Source organism: Xanthobacter autotrophicus (assembly GCF_005871085.1).
GTDB classification, from domain to species: Bacteria; Pseudomonadota; Alphaproteobacteria; order Rhizobiales; family Xanthobacteraceae; genus Xanthobacter; species Xanthobacter autotrophicus.
Genome location: NZ_VAUP01000031.1, coordinates 43,084 through 59,440, shown reverse-complemented (window position 1 = coordinate 59,440; position 16,357 = coordinate 43,084). Strand labels below are relative to the sequence as shown.

The window sequence follows — 16,357 nt, the reverse complement described above, 5'->3', positions numbered from 1 at the left end:
TTTCCCATGGTGCCGCCGCCCGCGCATCCGTCGCGGGTCTTTGTCCCCGACGCTGCGCCGACGAAGCGGTTTCCGCCGGTTGGCGTGCGTCCCGGGAATCTGTGATCGAGCGGCGCCCTGTTCCCGTGACGGGAAGGCGCCGCCCCCCGACGAGGAGTGTAGCGCCATGAGCGACTGGCCGGTCCACGCGAAGATCGACGGCCCCATCGTGATGATCGGGTTCGGCTCCATTGGCCGCGGCACCCTGCCGCTGATCGAGCGCCACTTCGATTTCGACCTCTCCCGCATGGTGGTGATCGACCCGGTGGCGGACCACAAGACGCTGCTCGACGCCCGCGGCATCCGCTTCATCCAGTCGGAAGTCACCGCCGAGAATTATCGCGAGTTGCTGACCCCGCTCCTCACCAATGGCGGCGGCCAGGGCTTCTGCGTGAACCTGTCTGTGGATGTGTCGTCCATCGCGGTGATGGAACTCACCCGCGAGCTGGGCGCGCTCTACGTGGACACCGTGATCGAGCCCTGGAAGGGCTTCTATTTCGACGAGACCATGGATAACGCGGCGCGCACCAACTACGCCCTGCGCGAGAGCCTGCTCGCCGCGCGCCGGCGCAATCCGGGCGGCACCACCGCGGTGTCCACCTGCGGCGCCAATCCGGGCATGGTGTCCTGGTTCGTCAAGCAGGCCCTGCTGAACATCGCTCACGACACCGGCCTCGACCGGCCCGAGCCGGCGAGCCGCGAGGAATGGGCGCAGCTTGCCCGCGCTCTTGGCGTGAAGGGCATCCACATCGCCGAGCGCGACACCCAGCGCGCCCGCGACCCCAAGGTCATGGGCGAGTTCTGGAACACCTGGTCGGTGGAAGGCTTCGTCTCCGAAGGCCTCCAGCCCGCCGAGCTGGGCTGGGGCACCCATGAGAAGACCCTGCCGCCGGACGGCCGCACCCACGAGGCCGGCTGCGGCGCGGCCATCTACCTGCTCTCGCCGGGCGCCGCCACGCGCGTGCGCTCCTGGACCCCGACGCCGCAGGCCCAGTACGGCTTCCTCGTCACCCACAACGAGAGCATCTCCATTGCCGACTACCTGACGGTGCGCGATGGCGACACCGTGCTCTATCGGCCCACCTGCCACTATGCCTACCACCCGGCCAACGACGCCGTGCTCTCCCTGCACGAGATGTTCGGCAATGGCGGCCACTTCCAGGGCAAGTGGAAGATCCTCGACGAGCACGAGATCGTGGACGGCATCGACGAGCTGGGCGTGCTGATCTACGGCCACGCCAAGAACGCCTATTGGTTCGGCTCCCAGCTCTCCATCGAGCAGACCCGCGAGCTTGCGCCCTACCAGAACGCCACCGGCCTGCAGGTGACCTCCGCCGTGCTCGCCGGCATGGTGTGGGCGCTGGAGAATCCGACCGCCGGCATCGTGGAAGCCGACGAGATGGACTTCCGCCGCTGCCTCGACGTGCAACTGCCCTATCTCGGCCCGGTGATCGGCACCTATACGGACTGGACGCCCCTCACCGGCCGCCAGAAGCTGTTCCCCGAGGATCTCGACCTGGAAGATCCCTGGCAGTTCAAGAACATCATCGTGCGCTGAGAGCTGCGGGCGGCAGCCGCTGCCCGGTTCGCATGAGCGGCTTCGACAGGCCCGGCCCCGCGCCGGGCCTGTCCCCGCTCACCGCCGATGCCTCAAAATGAAAAGCCCCGGCAAGGCCGGGGCTTTTCTGCATCCGCCGGCCGTACAGGCCGGACCTTCACCCTATGCCGACTTGCGCATCTCCACCGCGAGAAGCTCCGCCAGAGATGGCTGCGTCACGCGCGCACCGGTAGGGCTGATGAGGCCGTGGGCGCCATCGAGGGCGCCGGCTTCCAGTTCCACCGCCAGCAGGCGATGGCGGGCATAGGGGCCGGGCATCCAGAGCGCGCCGGTCTTGTGCGCGCTGAAGCCGAAGCGCTCGTAATAGGCGGCATCCCCCACCAGGATCACCGCGCCGTGCCCCTGCGCCCGCGCCGCATCCAGCGCCGTGCGCATGAGGCCGGCGCCGAGGCCATGGGCCTGGAACCAGGGGTGTACCGCCAGCGGACCGAGCAGCAGCGCCGGCTTTCCGGGACCTGCGGTGACGTTCCACAGCCGCACCGTGCCGGCGAGGCGGCCATCGAGGCCACGGGCCACGAAGGCCAGGTCGCGCGCTGGCAGTCGGCCTTCACGCAGGCGCTCGGAGGACTTGGTGAAGCGCTCGGCGCCCAGGCACAGGTCCAGCAGGGCCTCGCGCGGGGCCACATCTTCCACGGTTTCCAGCACGATCTCAGTCATCAGCAGCTCCAGTGCCAACGTGAGAGGCGAAGAGATCCGTCCCGCCGCGCGGGAAGCGCGGTCGGCCATACCCTTTTCGGGACGGTGCGGAAGACGAGGGGGAAGCCCCCTCCTCATTGCCACCGGCGCGGACCATGAGGCCCGGCGCACAGTGGGGTGGGGATCGAGCCCTGATCAGGTGCTCAGATCGAGCTTCAGATCACGTAGGACTTCAGCGGCGGGAAGCCATTGAACGCCACCGCCGAATAGGTGGTGGTGTAGGCGCCGCAGGCCTCGATGATCACCTTGTCGCCGATGGAAAGCGACAGCGGCAGTTCCACCGGGGTCTTCTCGTACATCACATCGGCCGAATCGCAGGTCGGGCCGGCCAGCACGCACGGGGCGGTGTCATCGCCGTCGCGCGGGGTGCGCAGCGGATAGCGGATCGCCTCGTCCATGGTCTCGGCCAGACCGCCGAACTTGCCGATGTCGAGATAGACCCAGCGCATGGCATCGGCCTCGGACTTCTTCGAGATGAGCACCACCTCGGCCTCGATGAGGCCGGCGTTGCCCACCATGCCGCGGCCCGGCTCCATGATGGTTTCCGGGATCTGGTTGCCGAAGTGCTTGCGCAGGGAGGAGAAGATCGCCTCGCCATAGGACTGCGCGCCCGGCACTTCCTGCAGGTAGCGGGTGGGGAAGCCGCCGCCGAGATTGACCATGGAGAGCGAGATACCCCGTTCCGCGCAGGCCCGGAAGATCCGCGCCGCCGAGGCGAGCGCGCCGTCCCAGGCGTGCACGTTCTTCTGCTGCGAGCCCACGTGGAAAGACACGCCATAGGCGGCAAGGCCGAGGCGATGGGCGTGTTCCAGCACGTCCGCGGCCATCTCCGGCTCGCAGCCGAACTTGCGCGACAGGGGCCATTCGGCGCCGGCGCCGTCGCACAGGATGCGGCAGAACACCTTGGCGTGGGGCGCCACGCGGGCGATCTTCTCCGCCTCCTCGTAGCTGTCCACGGCGAACAGGCGCACGCCCAGGCGGAAGGCGCGCTCGATGTCGCGCTCCTTCTTGATGGTGTTGCCGAACGAGATGCGGTCAGCGCCGGCGCCGGTGGCGAGCACCATCTCGATTTCGCCGACAGAGGCGCAATCGAAGGACGAGCCCATCTCTTCCAGCGCCTGAAGAATCGCGGCGTCGGGATTGGCCTTCACCGCGTAATAGACGCGGGTGTCCGGCAGGGCGCGGGCGAAGGCCTGATAATTGGTGCGGACCACGTCGAGGTCCACCACCACGCAGGGGCCATCCTCTCGTCGGGTACGCAGGAATTCGCGGATGCGATCGGTCATGGTGTCCTCCCAGTGACCTGAAGCCTCGTGAAGCGCGGTAAACCGCACGACGACAGGACGGACGAACCCGCACTGGGTTCGGCCGGGGCACGCGCAAGCAGCCGCCCGGCGCTGTGGACACGCCGGGTCGTCTGCGGGCCGTACCCGCTTCGCCGGGGCTCTATCCCGGCCGCATCATCGGACCGAACGGCAGTGGAACCGCCCGCCGGGCGACAGCCAGGCGAGGACGATACAACTGCGCACGATTGGAGAGGGATTCCCGCTCCGCACGGCCGGCAAGATGTAGTGCCTCTTCAGTAACGCCGCCCTTTGGAGGGGCGACCGAGACCAAAAAAGCCCTTACGTCGTTGCTTCAAGTCACGTCCCCCGCATGAGGAGCGGGGTGGGCCGGTTCCCTCCGGCTATCGGTCGTCCTGGCAGCTTTCCGGCCTCTTGTCCGGAGATCCTACCGACCGACACGCGACCACAGGCACGTGCGAATTTGGGCAAGGGGGATTTAGGGGATTTGCCCCGCCCATGCAAGGGGCAATTTGATGATTTTCGCGGCGCCGATCCTGGCGGCGAAACGAGCGTCCGCCCGGGCTCACGCCATGCCGGATCGCAGCGGCTCCGTCGGCGCGGCCGGGGGGCCAGCCGAGCCACCCGGCGCGGCGCCTTCACACGCCTTTCGCACCGACACCCGCGCGCAATGGCTGCTCGGGGCCGCTCCTCGCATTGACTTTTCAGGCACCGATAGTGTATCGGACCCACTTCGCGTGGGCCCTCGTGCCCGCATCCCCCATTTCCGACCGGAAGAAGCCAGCCCTTCGAGGCTCGGCGGAACACGAAAGCGAGACAAGATGTTCGCGGTCATCAAGGCAAACGGCAAGCAGTATCGCGTTGCCGCCGCCGACGAAATTACCATCGACCGCCTCGATGCCGAGGTTGGCTCTGTCTTCACCTTCCCGGTGCTGATGCTGGGTGGCGCCACCATCGCCATCGGCGCGCCCCACGTGGACGGCGCCACCGTCACCGGTGAAGTGGTCGAACAGACCCGCGGCGACAAGGTCATCGCCTTCAAGAAGCGCCGCCGGCAGAATTCGCGCCGCAAGCGGGGCTTCCGCGCCGACCTCACCGTCGTGCGCATCACCGAGATTTCGGGCCTCGGCGAGACCGTCAAGGCTGAACCCAAATTCCAGCGCGCGCCGGCTCCCGAAGCCGCTGCCGACGCCTGATAGCGAACGAGGAGAGCAACAATGGCTCATAAAAAGGCAGGCGGCTCGTCTCGCAACGGTCGTGATTCCGACGGTCGCCGTCTTGGCGTGAAGCGCTTCGGCGGCCAAGACGTCATCCCCGGCAACATCATCGTGCGCCAGCGCGGCACCAAGTGGCATCCCGGCACGAACGTGGGCATGGGCAAGGACCATACCCTCTTCGCCCTGGTGGAAGGCAAAGTCACCTTCCAGACCAAAGCCAACGACCGCACCTACGTATCGGTGCTTTCCACCGCCGCCGAAGCGGCCGAATAAACGGCGAGACCTGAGAATGCAGGTTCCCGCCGGTCACGTCGACCCGGTGGGCGCCTGAGCAGGCCAAGCCTCAAAGCTCAGACACGAACCGGGGAGACGGGACACCCTCTCCCCGGTTTTCCTTTGTCTGGCCTTTGAGGAGCTTGCCATGACCCTGTGTGAGACGCCATCCGGAGCGCCGCTCGCGGAGAGCTGTATCCCCGTCCTCGAAACCGACCGGCTCGTGCTCCGCGCGCCGCGCCTCGAGGACGTTGCCGCCGTCGCGGAGCTCGCCAACAATCGCAAGATCGCGGAGATGACCGCGAACCTGCCCTTTCCCTACAAGCGCTCCGACGCCCATGCCTTCGTCGAGACGCTGGCTGCCGTTCCGGACGCAGCTACCTTCGCGCTGTTCCTCAAGGGCGAGGGCGCCCTGACCTTCGCCGGCATGGTGAGCTTCGGCCGCCGCCCGCCCGAGCCCGCACCCGAGATCGGCTACTGGATCGGCGAGCCCTTCTGGGGCCGCGGGATCGCCACCGAGGCAGTGCGCGCCGTCATCGACTATGCGTTTTCCGAGACCGAGCTGCAGCTCCTCATCGGCTCGGCCCGCGTGGTCAATCCGGCCTCGCGCCGGGTGCTGGAGAAGTGCGGCTTCCAATGGTCGGGCGTCGGCCTTACCCGAGTGAAGGCGCTAGGCGCCTCCGTGCCGGTGGATCGCTTCCAGCTCGACCGGCGCATCTGGGCCTCGCTGCGCGCCTGGGGCTCCACCGCCATGCCGCGCCACCGCGCGGCTCATTGACGGAGAGGCCGCGCCACCGCGCGGCTCACTGACGAAGAGGCCGCGCCACCGCGCGGCTCACTGACGAAGAGGCCGCGCCACCGCAGGGCCCGCTAAAGGACATCGCGCCTCCGCACCATTGCGGAGCGCGCGGACGGCTTCGGGCCTTTCCCGGGCTTGCGCGGCGACGCTGCGCGGGCCAATCAGGAGTAAAGCAACCCTTCCTTGCGGATCACGCCTATGTCCAATCGCCACGACAAGAAACAGGGCGACCTGCCCTATCGGCCCTGCGTGGGCCTGTGCGTGTTCAACGCGGCCGGCAAGGTCTTCCTCGGCCGGCGCATCGGCGGGCCGGAGCACGTGGATTCCACCCATTCCTGGCAACTGCCCCAGGGGGGAATCGACAAGGGCGAGGCGCCGTTTGAGGCCGCCTTGCGCGAGCTCTACGAGGAAACCTCCATGCGCTCGGTGACGAAGCTCGCCGAGGTGGAGGACTGGCTGTCCTACGACCTGCCCGGCCGCATCGCCGGCGAGGCGTGGAAGGGCAAGTATCGCGGCCAGACGCAGAAATGGTTCGCCCTGCGCTTCACCGGCCTTGATGCGGAGATCGAGATCGCCCGCCCCGGCGGCGGCCACCACAAGCCCGAGTTCATGGACTGGCGCTGGGAAAGCCTCGACCGGGTAGCTGAGCTCGTCGTTCCGTTCAAGCGTAAGGTCTATGAAGAGGTGGTGAAGACCTTCCGCCCGTTCGCGGGCTAAAATCGCCCGGGTCTCCCGCGGGATGGCGCACCACTGGCAGCATCACACCACAGACTGACGCCCACCGGGGCAAGCCCCGCCAAACAAAACATCAGACCCGCCAGAGGTGAAAGCCGAACGCTAACGATGACTTGAAGATCTGCATGAAATGAGCAGAATTCACACTATGGAATCAATATAGCAGACTATTTTGTCTGTGGTATGACAGTCCGGACACTCCCACCTGTTGCCCTTGGGAGACAGTCACGGGTGCTGAACTGCGCTAAGACCCCCGCATCGCGTTTCATCCGGGCTCGGGGGATCGACCATGCGTAAGTCGCTGCTTGCTACAACCATTCTCGCGGCCATGTTCGCCGCCGGCTCCGCCCAGGCGGCGGACCTCGCCACCAAGATGCCGGTCAAGGCCGCGCCCGTTGCGCCTGCCTTCAGCTGGACCGGCTTCTACATCGGCGCCCAGGGCGGATACGCCTGGGCCGACAACAGCTTCAGCAACACTCACGACCTTTACAACACCTACGCGAACGACGCGAGCTACAGCTTCGACGGCGGCCTCGTGGGCGGCGTGATCGGCTATAACTACCAGATCAACAACATCGTGCTCGGCGTCGAGGCCGATGCCAACTGGGCCGATCTCACCGGTTCGGGCTCCATCATCCGTCCCGGCCAGGAAAACCCCCTCGCCTCCACCTGCATCGTGAGCAACAATCCCTGCTCGTCCAAGATCGACGCGCTCGGCACCATCACCGGCCGCCTCGGCGTCGCCTTCGACCGCGTGCTGCTCTACGCCAAGGGCGGCGCGGCCTGGGCCAATGTCAAGCACACCGCCAGCAGCACCGACTTCGAATTCCCGGAGGCCAGCTATAGCGCTTCCGTGAGCAACACCCGTTGGGGCTGGACCGTGGGCGCGGGCGTCGAGTGGGCCTTCTTCAACAACTGGTCCGCGAAGGTCGAATACAATTACATCGACCTCGGCAGCAACGACGTGACCTTCAACTTCGTGCCGAGCACCTACATGCCGGCCTACACCTCGACCGCCGACCAGAACATCAACCTGGTGAAGGCCGGCATCAACTATCGCTTCTGACCGCCGGCATCCGCCGCGGGTCAGCGCATCACGCGCCGGCCCGCCCGGGTGTGAACTTGGAGAGCCCTGGCATCGCCGGGGCTCTTTCTTTTTGCACGCCCCCTGACCCATAGGTCAGCGGGTGGCGTACTGGTCGTGAATGTAGGTCTTGAAATAGTCGCGCTTGGACCCGGCCCGGCACAGACCCTCATACACGAAGAGGGGCACGCGATAATAATCGCAAGGTCCGCCGACATCGGCGAACCACAGGGAGAGCACCCGCGTCTTCGGGTTGTATTCAGCCCGGGATATGGCCGTAGAATTGAAATGCGGCAACGCGCTTTCCCCCTCTGCAGCCGCGATTCGGCATTGAGGGAACAGCTTACCTTGGCCTTTGATCCATGCCGAGACTGTATCTGTCAGCCGCCACGCGGGCCTGAACGGACCCACTGGCATCGCTCAACGACAGCGGCCGCCGGTGTCGATCAACCTCACGGGCCCTGGTTTCAGCCCGCGACGGGCCGCACCAGATGGAGGCCCAGCACCATGATGCCCACCGCCGCCACCCAGCTGCCGCCGGCCCGGAGGGCGATGGGCCGCCACGGCGCGCCGTGCAGGAAGGCGATGGCGCTTCCGGTGGCCAGCGTGATCACGCCATAGCCGACGGCGGTCATGCCGGAAAGGAACAGGAGGCGATCCGTCGTCGCCACCATGGCCGCACCGTTCTGCGCGCCGTGCAACAGCCCCATCACCACCGCGATGGCGAGCAGCACCCCGAGCGGCAGCCGAGCCGCCGCCGCCACGGCAAGGCCCGTGACCGCCACCAGCACGAGGCCGAGCAGCGGACCGAAGGACGGCAGCGGGACAGCGAGTGACGCGATGCCGCCGATGGCGAGGGCCAGCGGAAACACCAGGATGATCCAGCGCGCCCGCTGCGCCCCCTGGAAGGCGGCGAGCACGGCCAGAGCGATCCAGGGCAGCACCTGCTGCAGGTCCGTCAGCGGATGCAGGGCGCCGCTGTAGAAGTCGCCGAGCCGCGTATCCACCAGATGGGCGTGAGCAGTGTCGGGCACGAAGGCGACCGCGCAGGCAAGCGCGGCCGCCGTGGCAAGCAGGCGAGGTCCGCGCATCATCCGATGACGCCCACCGCGCCCAGCAGGAAATAGACGCCGACGCAGCCGATGGCCGCGCCGCAGGCCCGCACCACCTTGGCGCCCGCCTCGTAGCCGACCAGCACGCCGATAAGGATGCCAGTGAGATGCAGCAGCCCGGTGGCGATCACGAAGCCGACGGCGAAGGCGATGGCGTCCGCCGCTTCGGGCAACTCACGCCCGTGGGCGTAGCCGTGGAAGATGGCGAAGACGCCGACCAGGGTCGCGGCGACCCAGAGCGGCGGGCGCACGCTGAACGCCACCATGGTGCCGAGGGCGATGCCCGACACGGCGATGATTGGCTCGACGAACGGCAGCGGCATGCCGAGCACGCCCAGGAGACCGCCCACCGCCATCACCAGCGGGAAGGTGATGGGCAGCACCCAGATGGCGGGATTGCCCAGCTGCGCGCCCCACAGGCCCACCGCCACCATGGCCACCAGGTGGTCGGGGCCGGTGAGGGGATGGAGGAAGCCGCTCTCCAGGCCGAGGGAAACCCCACTTCCCGTATGGGCGAAGGCGGGCGCCAGCGGGATGGCGGCGAACAAAGCGGCGAGCACCACCGCAGGGTTCAGGACGAGGCGATTCATCTGCTCTTTCCTCTAGCAACAGGGGGGCCCGGGGGCACGACATTCAAATCCGCAACAGGAACCAGTAAGAGGCCACCGAGCCGATCACATAGGCAGGGATGGCGGCGCCCCAGCGCGGCAGCAGCGCCTGCGCCTGCCGGTGGGCCCACAACAGGGCCAGCACCACCGCCACGAAGGTGAGCTGACCGATTTCCACGCCCACGTTGAAGAACAGGAGCGCGATGGGCAGCGTCGCCTGCGGGATGCCCAGCGTGGTGAGCGCGGTGGCAAATCCCAGCCCGTGCAGCAGGCCGAAGGCGAAGGCGACGGTCCAGGGATAGCGCGCCGTCAGGCCCACCTCCCCGCGTTGGAGCTTCACGATCTCCACGCCCACGAACACGATGGAGAGGGCGATGGCGGCGTTGAGCGGGCGTTCCGGCACCCCCACCCAGCCGAAAGTGGCGGCGGCCAGCGAGATGGAATGGCCCACCGTGAAGGCGGTGATGGTCTTCACCAGCTTCCAACCGCCCTTCACCAGCCAGATCAGGCCGAGCACGAACAGCAGATGGTCGATGCCGCGCAGGATGTGGTCGATGCCGAGATTGACGTAGGTCTCGGCCAAATCCCGCCACACGGCGAGATCGGTGCCGGGATCGCGCGCCGCCATCACCGTGGGCTTGGCGGCGCTCACCGTATAAACCTCCATGGGTCCCTCGTGGGGGATCACCCGAATGGTGGCCACCGACTGCTTGCTGCCGAGCCCCATGAAGCTCAGCTGGCCGGTGAGGCCGCGCGCGCCGCAGACCAGCTCCGGCGGCTCCCACGTGCAGTGGGGCGGGAAGATGGGCTGCAGGCTCAGGTCCACCGGCGGCATGGTCCATTGGCCGATGAAGCGACCCGGCGCGATCTCGCGCAGGGTGATCACCGCCATGGTGGCCTCATGGGCCCGCGCCATGGTGGCCGGAACAAGCAGCCCGACGACGAGGCACAGCAGCGCGGCGGCAAGGCCGCCCAGCGCCGCGAAAGGCGCAAGGAGCGCCCGGCCCCCGAGCCGCACGCCCCCGGCCGGCGACGTGGCGGCGTCCGGCTTGGCGGATGTCCCGGCCGTCGCGGCCCGGGCGATGAAGGCGCGGCCGCTCATGGCACGTCGCGCCGGATCACATAGGCCTTGCCCAGGTCGCGGGTGGCGGCGATGGCGAGCACGCGCCGGCGCTCGTCCTTCCACGCCTGCGCGACCTGTGCGTCCACCTCGCTCAGGTCCACCTTGCGGCCGGGCACCAGGGCGTCGAGGCGCGCCACGTACCAGCCCTGGGCCGAGGACAGCACGCGCCATTCGCCCTTGGGCGCGGCGGCCAGCTGCTCCATGAAGTCCTTGCCGAAGGACGGCTCCAGGCTCGGCCGCGGCCGCTGCGCGAAGATGAGGGCGCGCAGTTGCACGTCCTCGGGCTCAGTGCCGGCGCGGATCTCCTCCAGCACGGCGCGGCTCTGCGCTTCCGCGTCCGGGCCGGTGAAGGGCACGGCGATGAAGCTGACCAGCTCGGGAATGTCGTAATTGGCGCGGCGCTTCTCGTACCAGGCCTCCAGCTCGGCCCGGCTCGGCTCGGTCACATCGACGCCGTTGAAGATGAGCAGGCGCATCTTGTGGGTGATGCGGTCGCGAATCATCTCGTCGCCCTTGTCGAGACCCTGCGCCAGCGCCTCGCGGAAGGTGATCTCGTTCAGCAGCCACAGGTCGATGAGCTTGGCGAGCTCGTCGGCGCCCGGCTCACGGCCCTCGTGGGAGGCCTTGAAGGCGTCCACGATAGACTGGCGCACCGCCGGCGTGACTTCGATGAGCCGTTCCTTGCTGACCGAGGGCGTGGTGGCGGCATGCACGGCGAAGATCACCGCCCCCAGCACCATGAACTGCACCAGCGGCTCACGCACGAGGCGCCGCAGGAAGCCCACGATGCCCCCGCCGCCCGTCGCGCCGCCCGCCGTCACACCGCCTATCGCCACGCCGCCTGCATTGGCGCCCGCTGCATCGTCCGCTCGCGCGGCCGGCTCCAAACCCGATGACGTCAAATCCCGTCCCCCGCACCGTCCTTGCCCGGATGCCGGCACGCGCTTCAGGCGCATCGTGAGCCGGATCCGCCGGAACCGGATCCGCTCGGGGCGGTGAAGCCGGTTCAGGCTCAACACAGAAAAAGCATGCTCCGAGCGGACGACGACGCCGTCGGATCGGGACGTGCTCTAGCCAACGGGTGGTGTCGCGTTGATGACAGCGGCGCGCGTTTTCCCAAGAGTGCGACACTCAAGTTATTCGGCTCACCTTGCGCCGCGTCATCAAAGCTTCAGCAGGCAGTCACAGAACGCCGATAGTAGAGCCCCAGCGGATTCTGGACGTCCGTTTCATTCAAAGGGGTTGGAGAATGAAAAGCGCGGTGCTGGCGCATCACCTGATTGCGGGGGCCTCGGTCCTCGCCGTGGCTGGCGGGATGGCTCTGCCGTCCACGCCGGCCTTCGCCGACAGCTACATGGCTGGCGACTTCCATAACCACACGCCATGCTCGGACGGTCGCTCGTCGGTCGAGACCATGGTCAAGAAGGCCGTGCAGAGCTACGGCCTCGAATGGCTTGGCGCCGCCGACCATGGCGGATCGAGCCCGCGCGACTGCCGCGTGGACGATCCCGAGGGCGACGGTTCCACCACCGGCACCGGCAAGTTCTGGGACGTGGCGCCCGTGACCGCGGTCAAGGGCGACGTGGCCATGTCGCAGGGCCACCGCTCCATGTGGCGCTGGCAGAGCGCCGAGGAGATCATCTATCCCGAGCTCGCGCGCCTCGCGAAAGAGCTCAACAAGCCCATGCTCTATGCCGGCATCGAGACCAACGTGCCCGGCCACGAGCACACTTCCATGGCCGTGATCGGCAACCAGAAGCCGCAGAACTTCGGCGGCGACACCGGTGATGCCGGCGGCGTGGCCGAGTTCGAGTACCGCTTCGACCGCTCGGACACCGACTTCTCCAAGGGCGCCCCGAACCATGCCTGGGAAGGCAAGGTGGCGAACGCCTCGGGCACGGGTTCGGGCACGGCCAACCACAAGAACAAGGCCGTTCCCAGCGTTCAGTGGTTGCAGAAATACTATCCGCTCGACAGCTACTACGTGCCCGCGCACGTGGAACGCGCCGGCGTGTTCAACCCGAACGGCAACAACGGCTTCAACGTTGAGCACTTCCGCGACTTCAACAACGCCGGCCCGACCGTGGCCGTCGGCTTCGAGAGCCAGCCGGGCCACCAGGCCTCCAACAATCGCGGCGAGTATCGCGCCGGCTTCTGCGGCGCGGGCTGCGATTCGGTGGGCGTGACCACCTTCGGCGGCACCGGCATCTACGCCGCCAAGGTCGGCGGGCTGTGGGACGCGCTGCTGGGCGAAGGCCGCAACTGGTTCTTCTATGCCAGCTCCGACTGGCACAATCGCGGCGCCTTCAGCATCTATGAAGCTTCCTCGACCAACGACTTCTATCCCGGCGAATACCAGAAGCTGTACGTGCCGCGCCCGGCGGCCGGCACCACCCTGCGCCCGAACGTGATCGTCGACGGCGTGCGCTCCGGCAATTCCTACTCGGTGCAGGGCGACCTGATCACCGGCGAGCTGAGCTACAAGGCCGAGGTCATCGGTTATGCCGCGGCCGGCACCGCCAAGATGGGCCAGACGCTGGTGGTTCCCCGTGGCCGTTCGGTCAAGCTCACCCTCGAGGTGAACCTGCCGACCACCAAGAACAACTCGCCCTACAGCTTCAACAACCCGTCGCTGGCCCAGATCGGCGTTCAGGAGCCCCTGAACCGGCCGACCCTGCGTCAGGTGCAGTTCATCAAGGGCAACGTCTCCGGCGTCGTCGCCGTGGACAGCGCCAACTACACCAACGCGACCAACACCTCGGCCGCCCGCCTCGCCACCTTCGGCCCGAACAACTGGACCGTCAGCGGCCAGAAGCGGACCATGGTGGTGACCATCACCAACGTGCAGAACAACATGTACGTGCGCACCCGCGGCAGCAACCTGCCGGCCTCCGTGCCGGCGGAGACCGACGCCCAGGGTAATCCCCTGAACGACTGGGATCCGGAGAACTCGGCCCAGGGCCCGTTCGTGCCCTGCACCGACGCCGCCTGCCCCTCGCACCTCGTGGTGCGCGACGGCCAGAAGATCTCCAGCTACGACGTGGCCGGCTGGTCGGACCTGTGGTTCTACACCAACCCCATCTTCATCCGCGTCGCCGACCAGCCCAAGCTGCTGGTGGAGACCAACGGCGCCCTCGCCGTCGCCCTCAAGAAGTGAGGTTCAACCGGCGCGCTTCGGTGCGCCGGTCCGGAACCCACGTTCGTGCCGCGTAACGCCGGGGGCCTTCACGGCCCCCGGCTCGCTTTTTTCGACCCTTCAGGTTCTCCATGTCTCAGGTTTCTTCGTCCCAGGTTTCCTCATCTCGGGTTTCCGCGCCTCAAATTTCCGCGGCTCGTGCCGGTGCGGCCTCGACCGCCGCCCCATCGCCCGGCACCGATTCGCCCGAGGCCGCGAGAGCCGGCGGGCATGGCCGCCGCATCGGCGCCGTCACCGCCGTCGCCGCGCTGTCGGGCTTCGCCGGGCTGGGATACGAGATCGTCTGGGCGCGGATGCTCGCGGTGGCGCTGGGCCATGAGATCGTGGCCGTGCTGGGCGTGGTCTCCGCCTTGTTCGCGGGCCTTGCCCTCGGCAGCCTGCTCCTCGGCCGCCGCATCGCTCACAGCCCAAGGCCCGCCGCCTGGTATGCCGGGCTTGAATGCGTCATCGGCCTGTGGGCCCTCGCCCTCATCATCCTGTCGCCGCTGGCCGCCGGGCAGGTGCCCGCCCTGGTGCCGGTGGATGCGGACCCGCTGCGCCAATGGGCCGCGGCCTTCGGCCTGCCCTTCGTTCTGCTGTTGCCGGCGACGCTGGCCATGGGCGCCACCGTGCCGGCGCTGGAAGCCGTGCTTGTCCCCTTGCTGGCGGCGCGCGGGGCGGTGGGGCGCGTCTATGCGGCCAATACGGCGGGGGCCGTGGCCGGCACCCTTGCCACCGCCTTCCTGCTCATTCCGACGCTGGGCCTGTCGGCCACGCTGATGGCCTGCGCCGGGCTGAATTTCGCCTGCGCCGCCCTGCTCCTCGGCTATTCCGGGGAACGAGGCAGGGCGCAGGCGGCGCCGCCGGCGGCGGCCTCCCTCCGCGCGGGCACGGAGCTGCCGCGCAGCCCGCTCATGGCCCTATTCGTCACCGGCCTGCTCGGCATCGGCTACGAGGTGGTGACCGTCCGGGTGCTGAGCCAGATCCTCGAAAACACCATCTACACCTTCGCCATCCTTCTGGCCGCCTATCTCACCGGCACGGCCCTCGGCGCGGTGGCGCGCAACGCCGTCGCCACGCGCCGCCCCGGCGCCGACCTCACCCGGCCCCTGGTGGTGGCAACCGCGCTCGCCTGCCTCCTCGGCGCGGCGCTCCTCGGCGTGTCGGACACGCTGCTGGAGATGCTGCGGGCAGCGCTGCCCGCCACCTTCGAAGGCCGGCTTGCCGCCGAGCTGGGCATCGCGGCGCTGGCCTTCCTGCCGCCCACCATCGCCATGGGCGCCCTGTTCACCGAACTTGCCCAGCGCGCCAGCGACCGGGCCGGCGGGGTCGGGCCGGCGCTCGCCGTTAACACGTTGGGGGCGGCGCTGGCGCCGATCCTGTTCGGTCCGCTGCTGCTGCCGTTGCTCGGCGCCAAAATGGCCTTCGTCGGTGTCGCCCTCGGCTATCTGCTGGTGCTGCCGGACCTGCGGCGCCGCTCACTTCTCGCGGCGGGGCTGGTGGGCGTGGCCACGGCGGCGCTGGTGGTGGCGCCGCTGTCCCTGCGCTTCGTGCGCATTCCCCCCGGCGGCGAACTGGTATGGCACCGCGACGGGGTGATGGCGGCGGTCAGCGTCATCTCCAACAGCGCCGGCGACCGGCACCTGCAGGTGAACAACCATTTCCGCATGGGCGGCAGCGCCTCCCTGCGCTCGGACCACCGGCAGGCGCACATTCCCCTGCTGCTGCATCCGGCACCGGACAGTGCCCTGTTCCTCGGCCTCGGCACCGGGGCGACCCTCTCGGCGGCGGGCGCCCATCCCGGCCTCAGCGCGGACGGAGTGGAACTGGTGCCGGAGGTGGTGGAGACCTTCGCATTGTTCGGCGCCTCGGCGGGCGAGATCGGCCGCAACCCGCGCCTGAACGTCCATGTGGCCGATGCGCGGCGCTTCGTGCGCGCGCCCGGACGCCGCTACGACGTGATCGTCGCCGACCTCTACCATCCGTCCGTGGACGGCTCCGGCGCGCTCTATGCGCGGGAGCATTTCGCCGCCATCCGCGACCGGCTGGCGGACGGCGGGCTGTTCGCCCAGTGGCTGCCGCTGCACCAGTTGGACCTACCCACCCTGCGCATCATCGTGCGCACCTTCCTCGACACCTTCCCGGATGCCAGCGCCTATCTCGCCCAGTTCAGCGTGGAGACACCGCTGATCGCGCTCATCGGCCGGCGCGAGGCGAAGGCCTATCCCGCCGACTGGGCGGCGCGCCGCATCACCGATCCGGGCCTCGCCGGGCGCCTTGCCGCGCTGGACATGAGCGGTGACTTTTCCCTGTTCGGCCTCTATCTCGCGGGCCGTCCGGAGCTTGCCGCCTTCGCCGGGCCGGGGCCGGTGAACACGGATGACCGCCCCCTCGTCACCACCGATGCCCCCCGCGTCGCCTATGCCGGCACGGACACCCCCGCCGACCGGCTGGTCGGCCTCCTCGCCGCACTCCACCCCGCGCCCGAGGCGGTGCTGGAGGGATCAGATCCGCAGGCCCGCGCCCGCCTTGCCGCCTACTGGCGGGCACGCGATGCCTATCTGGAGACGGGCG

The 16,357-nt window shown here is 68.3% G+C and carries 14 protein-coding genes and 1 pseudogene; 8 read left to right on the top strand and 7 right to left on the bottom strand.

Going from position 1 to position 16,357, the window contains the following annotated elements:
- Positions 1-166 precede the first annotated feature (166 nt).
- A complete protein-coding gene (locus FBQ73_RS14280; RefSeq protein ID WP_138400170.1) occupies positions 167-1,597 on the top strand; it encodes a homospermidine synthase in 1,431 nt (476 codons plus the stop codon).
- 162 nt (positions 1,598-1,759) lie between these two features.
- Here FBQ73_RS14280 and FBQ73_RS14275 read toward each other — a convergent pair whose 3' ends face one another.
- Positions 1,760-2,314, bottom strand: a complete 555-nt coding sequence (locus FBQ73_RS14275; protein ID WP_138400169.1) for a GNAT family N-acetyltransferase — start codon at positions 2,312-2,314, stop codon at positions 1,760-1,762.
- A gap of 194 nt (positions 2,315-2,508) precedes the next feature.
- A complete protein-coding gene (locus FBQ73_RS14270) occupies positions 2,509-3,639 on the bottom strand; it encodes a type III PLP-dependent enzyme (protein WP_138400168.1) in 1,131 nt (376 codons plus the stop codon).
- Between the two features lie 839 nt (positions 3,640-4,478).
- On the opposite strand from FBQ73_RS14270, the gene rplU reads away from it, so the two are divergent.
- From rplU to FBQ73_RS14245, 5 genes are all read left to right on the top strand, one after another.
- Complete coding sequence (rplU, locus tag FBQ73_RS14265; protein ID WP_138400167.1) at positions 4,479-4,853, top strand: 50S ribosomal protein L21; 375 nt, start codon at positions 4,479-4,481, stop codon at positions 4,851-4,853.
- A gap of 21 nt (positions 4,854-4,874) precedes the next feature.
- Entirely contained in the window at positions 4,875-5,147 is a 273-nt protein-coding gene (rpmA, locus tag FBQ73_RS14260) for a 50S ribosomal protein L27 (RefSeq protein WP_138400166.1), read from the top strand.
- Positions 5,148-5,295: 148 nt separating this feature from the next.
- On the top strand, positions 5,296-5,925 hold the full coding sequence (locus FBQ73_RS14255; protein WP_138400165.1) for a GNAT family N-acetyltransferase: 630 nt from the start codon (positions 5,296-5,298) through the stop codon (positions 5,923-5,925).
- A 219-nt stretch (positions 5,926-6,144) separates the two neighbouring features.
- Complete coding sequence (locus FBQ73_RS14250; RefSeq protein ID WP_138400164.1) at positions 6,145-6,663, top strand: RNA pyrophosphohydrolase; 519 nt, start codon at positions 6,145-6,147, stop codon at positions 6,661-6,663.
- 307 nt (positions 6,664-6,970) lie between these two features.
- The gene (locus FBQ73_RS14245; protein WP_138400163.1) at positions 6,971-7,747 is read left to right on the top strand and encodes an outer membrane protein; all 777 of its coding nucleotides are present in this window, start codon (positions 6,971-6,973) and stop codon (positions 7,745-7,747) included.
- A 114-nt stretch (positions 7,748-7,861) separates the two neighbouring features.
- Here the strand turns inward: FBQ73_RS14245 and FBQ73_RS23410 are convergent, their stop codons facing one another.
- The 5 genes from FBQ73_RS23410 to FBQ73_RS14220 form a co-directional block, all read right to left on the bottom strand.
- On the bottom strand, positions 7,862-8,182 hold the full coding sequence (locus tag FBQ73_RS23410) for a KTSC domain-containing protein (RefSeq protein WP_138400162.1): 321 nt from the start codon (positions 8,180-8,182) through the stop codon (positions 7,862-7,864).
- A gap of 50 nt (positions 8,183-8,232) precedes the next feature.
- Positions 8,233-8,859, bottom strand: a complete 627-nt coding sequence (locus FBQ73_RS14235; RefSeq protein ID WP_138400161.1) for a HupE/UreJ family protein — start codon at positions 8,857-8,859, stop codon at positions 8,233-8,235.
- Positions 8,856-9,467, bottom strand: a complete 612-nt coding sequence (locus FBQ73_RS14230; RefSeq protein WP_138400160.1) for a HupE/UreJ family protein — start codon at positions 9,465-9,467, stop codon at positions 8,856-8,858. Before FBQ73_RS14230 ends, FBQ73_RS14235 begins: the two co-directional genes overlap by 4 nt.
- Before the next feature lie 43 nt (positions 9,468-9,510).
- On the bottom strand, positions 9,511-10,401 hold the full coding sequence (locus FBQ73_RS14225) for a HupE/UreJ family protein (RefSeq protein ID WP_246089732.1): 891 nt from the start codon (positions 10,399-10,401) through the stop codon (positions 9,511-9,513).
- 182 nt (positions 10,402-10,583) lie between these two features.
- The gene (locus tag FBQ73_RS14220) at positions 10,584-11,444 is read right to left on the bottom strand and encodes a peptidyl-prolyl cis-trans isomerase (protein WP_170218905.1); all 861 of its coding nucleotides are present in this window, start codon (positions 11,442-11,444) and stop codon (positions 10,584-10,586) included.
- Positions 11,445-11,857: 413 nt separating this feature from the next.
- On the opposite strand from FBQ73_RS14220, the gene FBQ73_RS14215 reads away from it, so the two are divergent.
- Positions 11,858-13,765, top strand: a complete 1,908-nt coding sequence (locus FBQ73_RS14215; RefSeq protein WP_210236781.1) for a hypothetical protein — start codon at positions 11,858-11,860, stop codon at positions 13,763-13,765.
- A 110-nt stretch (positions 13,766-13,875) separates the two neighbouring features.
- Positions 13,876-15,843, top strand: a pseudogene (locus FBQ73_RS23240) (fused MFS/spermidine synthase); the annotation flags it as partial.
- Positions 15,844-16,357 lie beyond the last annotated feature (514 nt).

Bases quoted from the DNA above. Each gene is read 5' to 3' on its own strand.
- FBQ73_RS14280 (WP_138400170.1), top strand. From the start codon at position 167: ATGAGCGACTGGCCGGTCCACGCGAAGATCGACGGCCCCATCGTGATG.
- FBQ73_RS14275 (WP_138400169.1), bottom strand. From the start codon at position 2,314: ATGACTGAGATCGTGCTGGAAACCGTGGAAGATGTGGCCCCGCGCGAG.
- FBQ73_RS14270 (WP_138400168.1), bottom strand. From the start codon at position 3,639: ATGACCGATCGCATCCGCGAATTCCTGCGTACCCGACGAGAGGATGGC.
- rplU (WP_138400167.1), top strand. From the start codon at position 4,479: ATGTTCGCGGTCATCAAGGCAAACGGCAAGCAGTATCGCGTTGCCGCC.
- rpmA (WP_138400166.1), top strand. From the start codon at position 4,875: ATGGCTCATAAAAAGGCAGGCGGCTCGTCTCGCAACGGTCGTGATTCC.
- FBQ73_RS14255 (WP_138400165.1), top strand. From the start codon at position 5,296: ATGACCCTGTGTGAGACGCCATCCGGAGCGCCGCTCGCGGAGAGCTGT.
- FBQ73_RS14250 (WP_138400164.1), top strand. From the start codon at position 6,145: ATGTCCAATCGCCACGACAAGAAACAGGGCGACCTGCCCTATCGGCCC.
- FBQ73_RS14245 (WP_138400163.1), top strand. From the start codon at position 6,971: ATGCGTAAGTCGCTGCTTGCTACAACCATTCTCGCGGCCATGTTCGCC.
- FBQ73_RS23410 (WP_138400162.1), bottom strand. From the start codon at position 8,182: ATGCCAGTGGGTCCGTTCAGGCCCGCGTGGCGGCTGACAGATACAGTC.
- FBQ73_RS14235 (WP_138400161.1), bottom strand. From the start codon at position 8,859: ATGATGCGCGGACCTCGCCTGCTTGCCACGGCGGCCGCGCTTGCCTGC.
- FBQ73_RS14230 (WP_138400160.1), bottom strand. From the start codon at position 9,467: ATGAATCGCCTCGTCCTGAACCCTGCGGTGGTGCTCGCCGCTTTGTTC.
- FBQ73_RS14225 (WP_246089732.1), bottom strand. From the start codon at position 10,401: ATGGCGCGGGCCCATGAGGCCACCATGGCGGTGATCACCCTGCGCGAG.
- FBQ73_RS14215 (WP_210236781.1), top strand. From the start codon at position 11,858: ATGAAAAGCGCGGTGCTGGCGCATCACCTGATTGCGGGGGCCTCGGTC.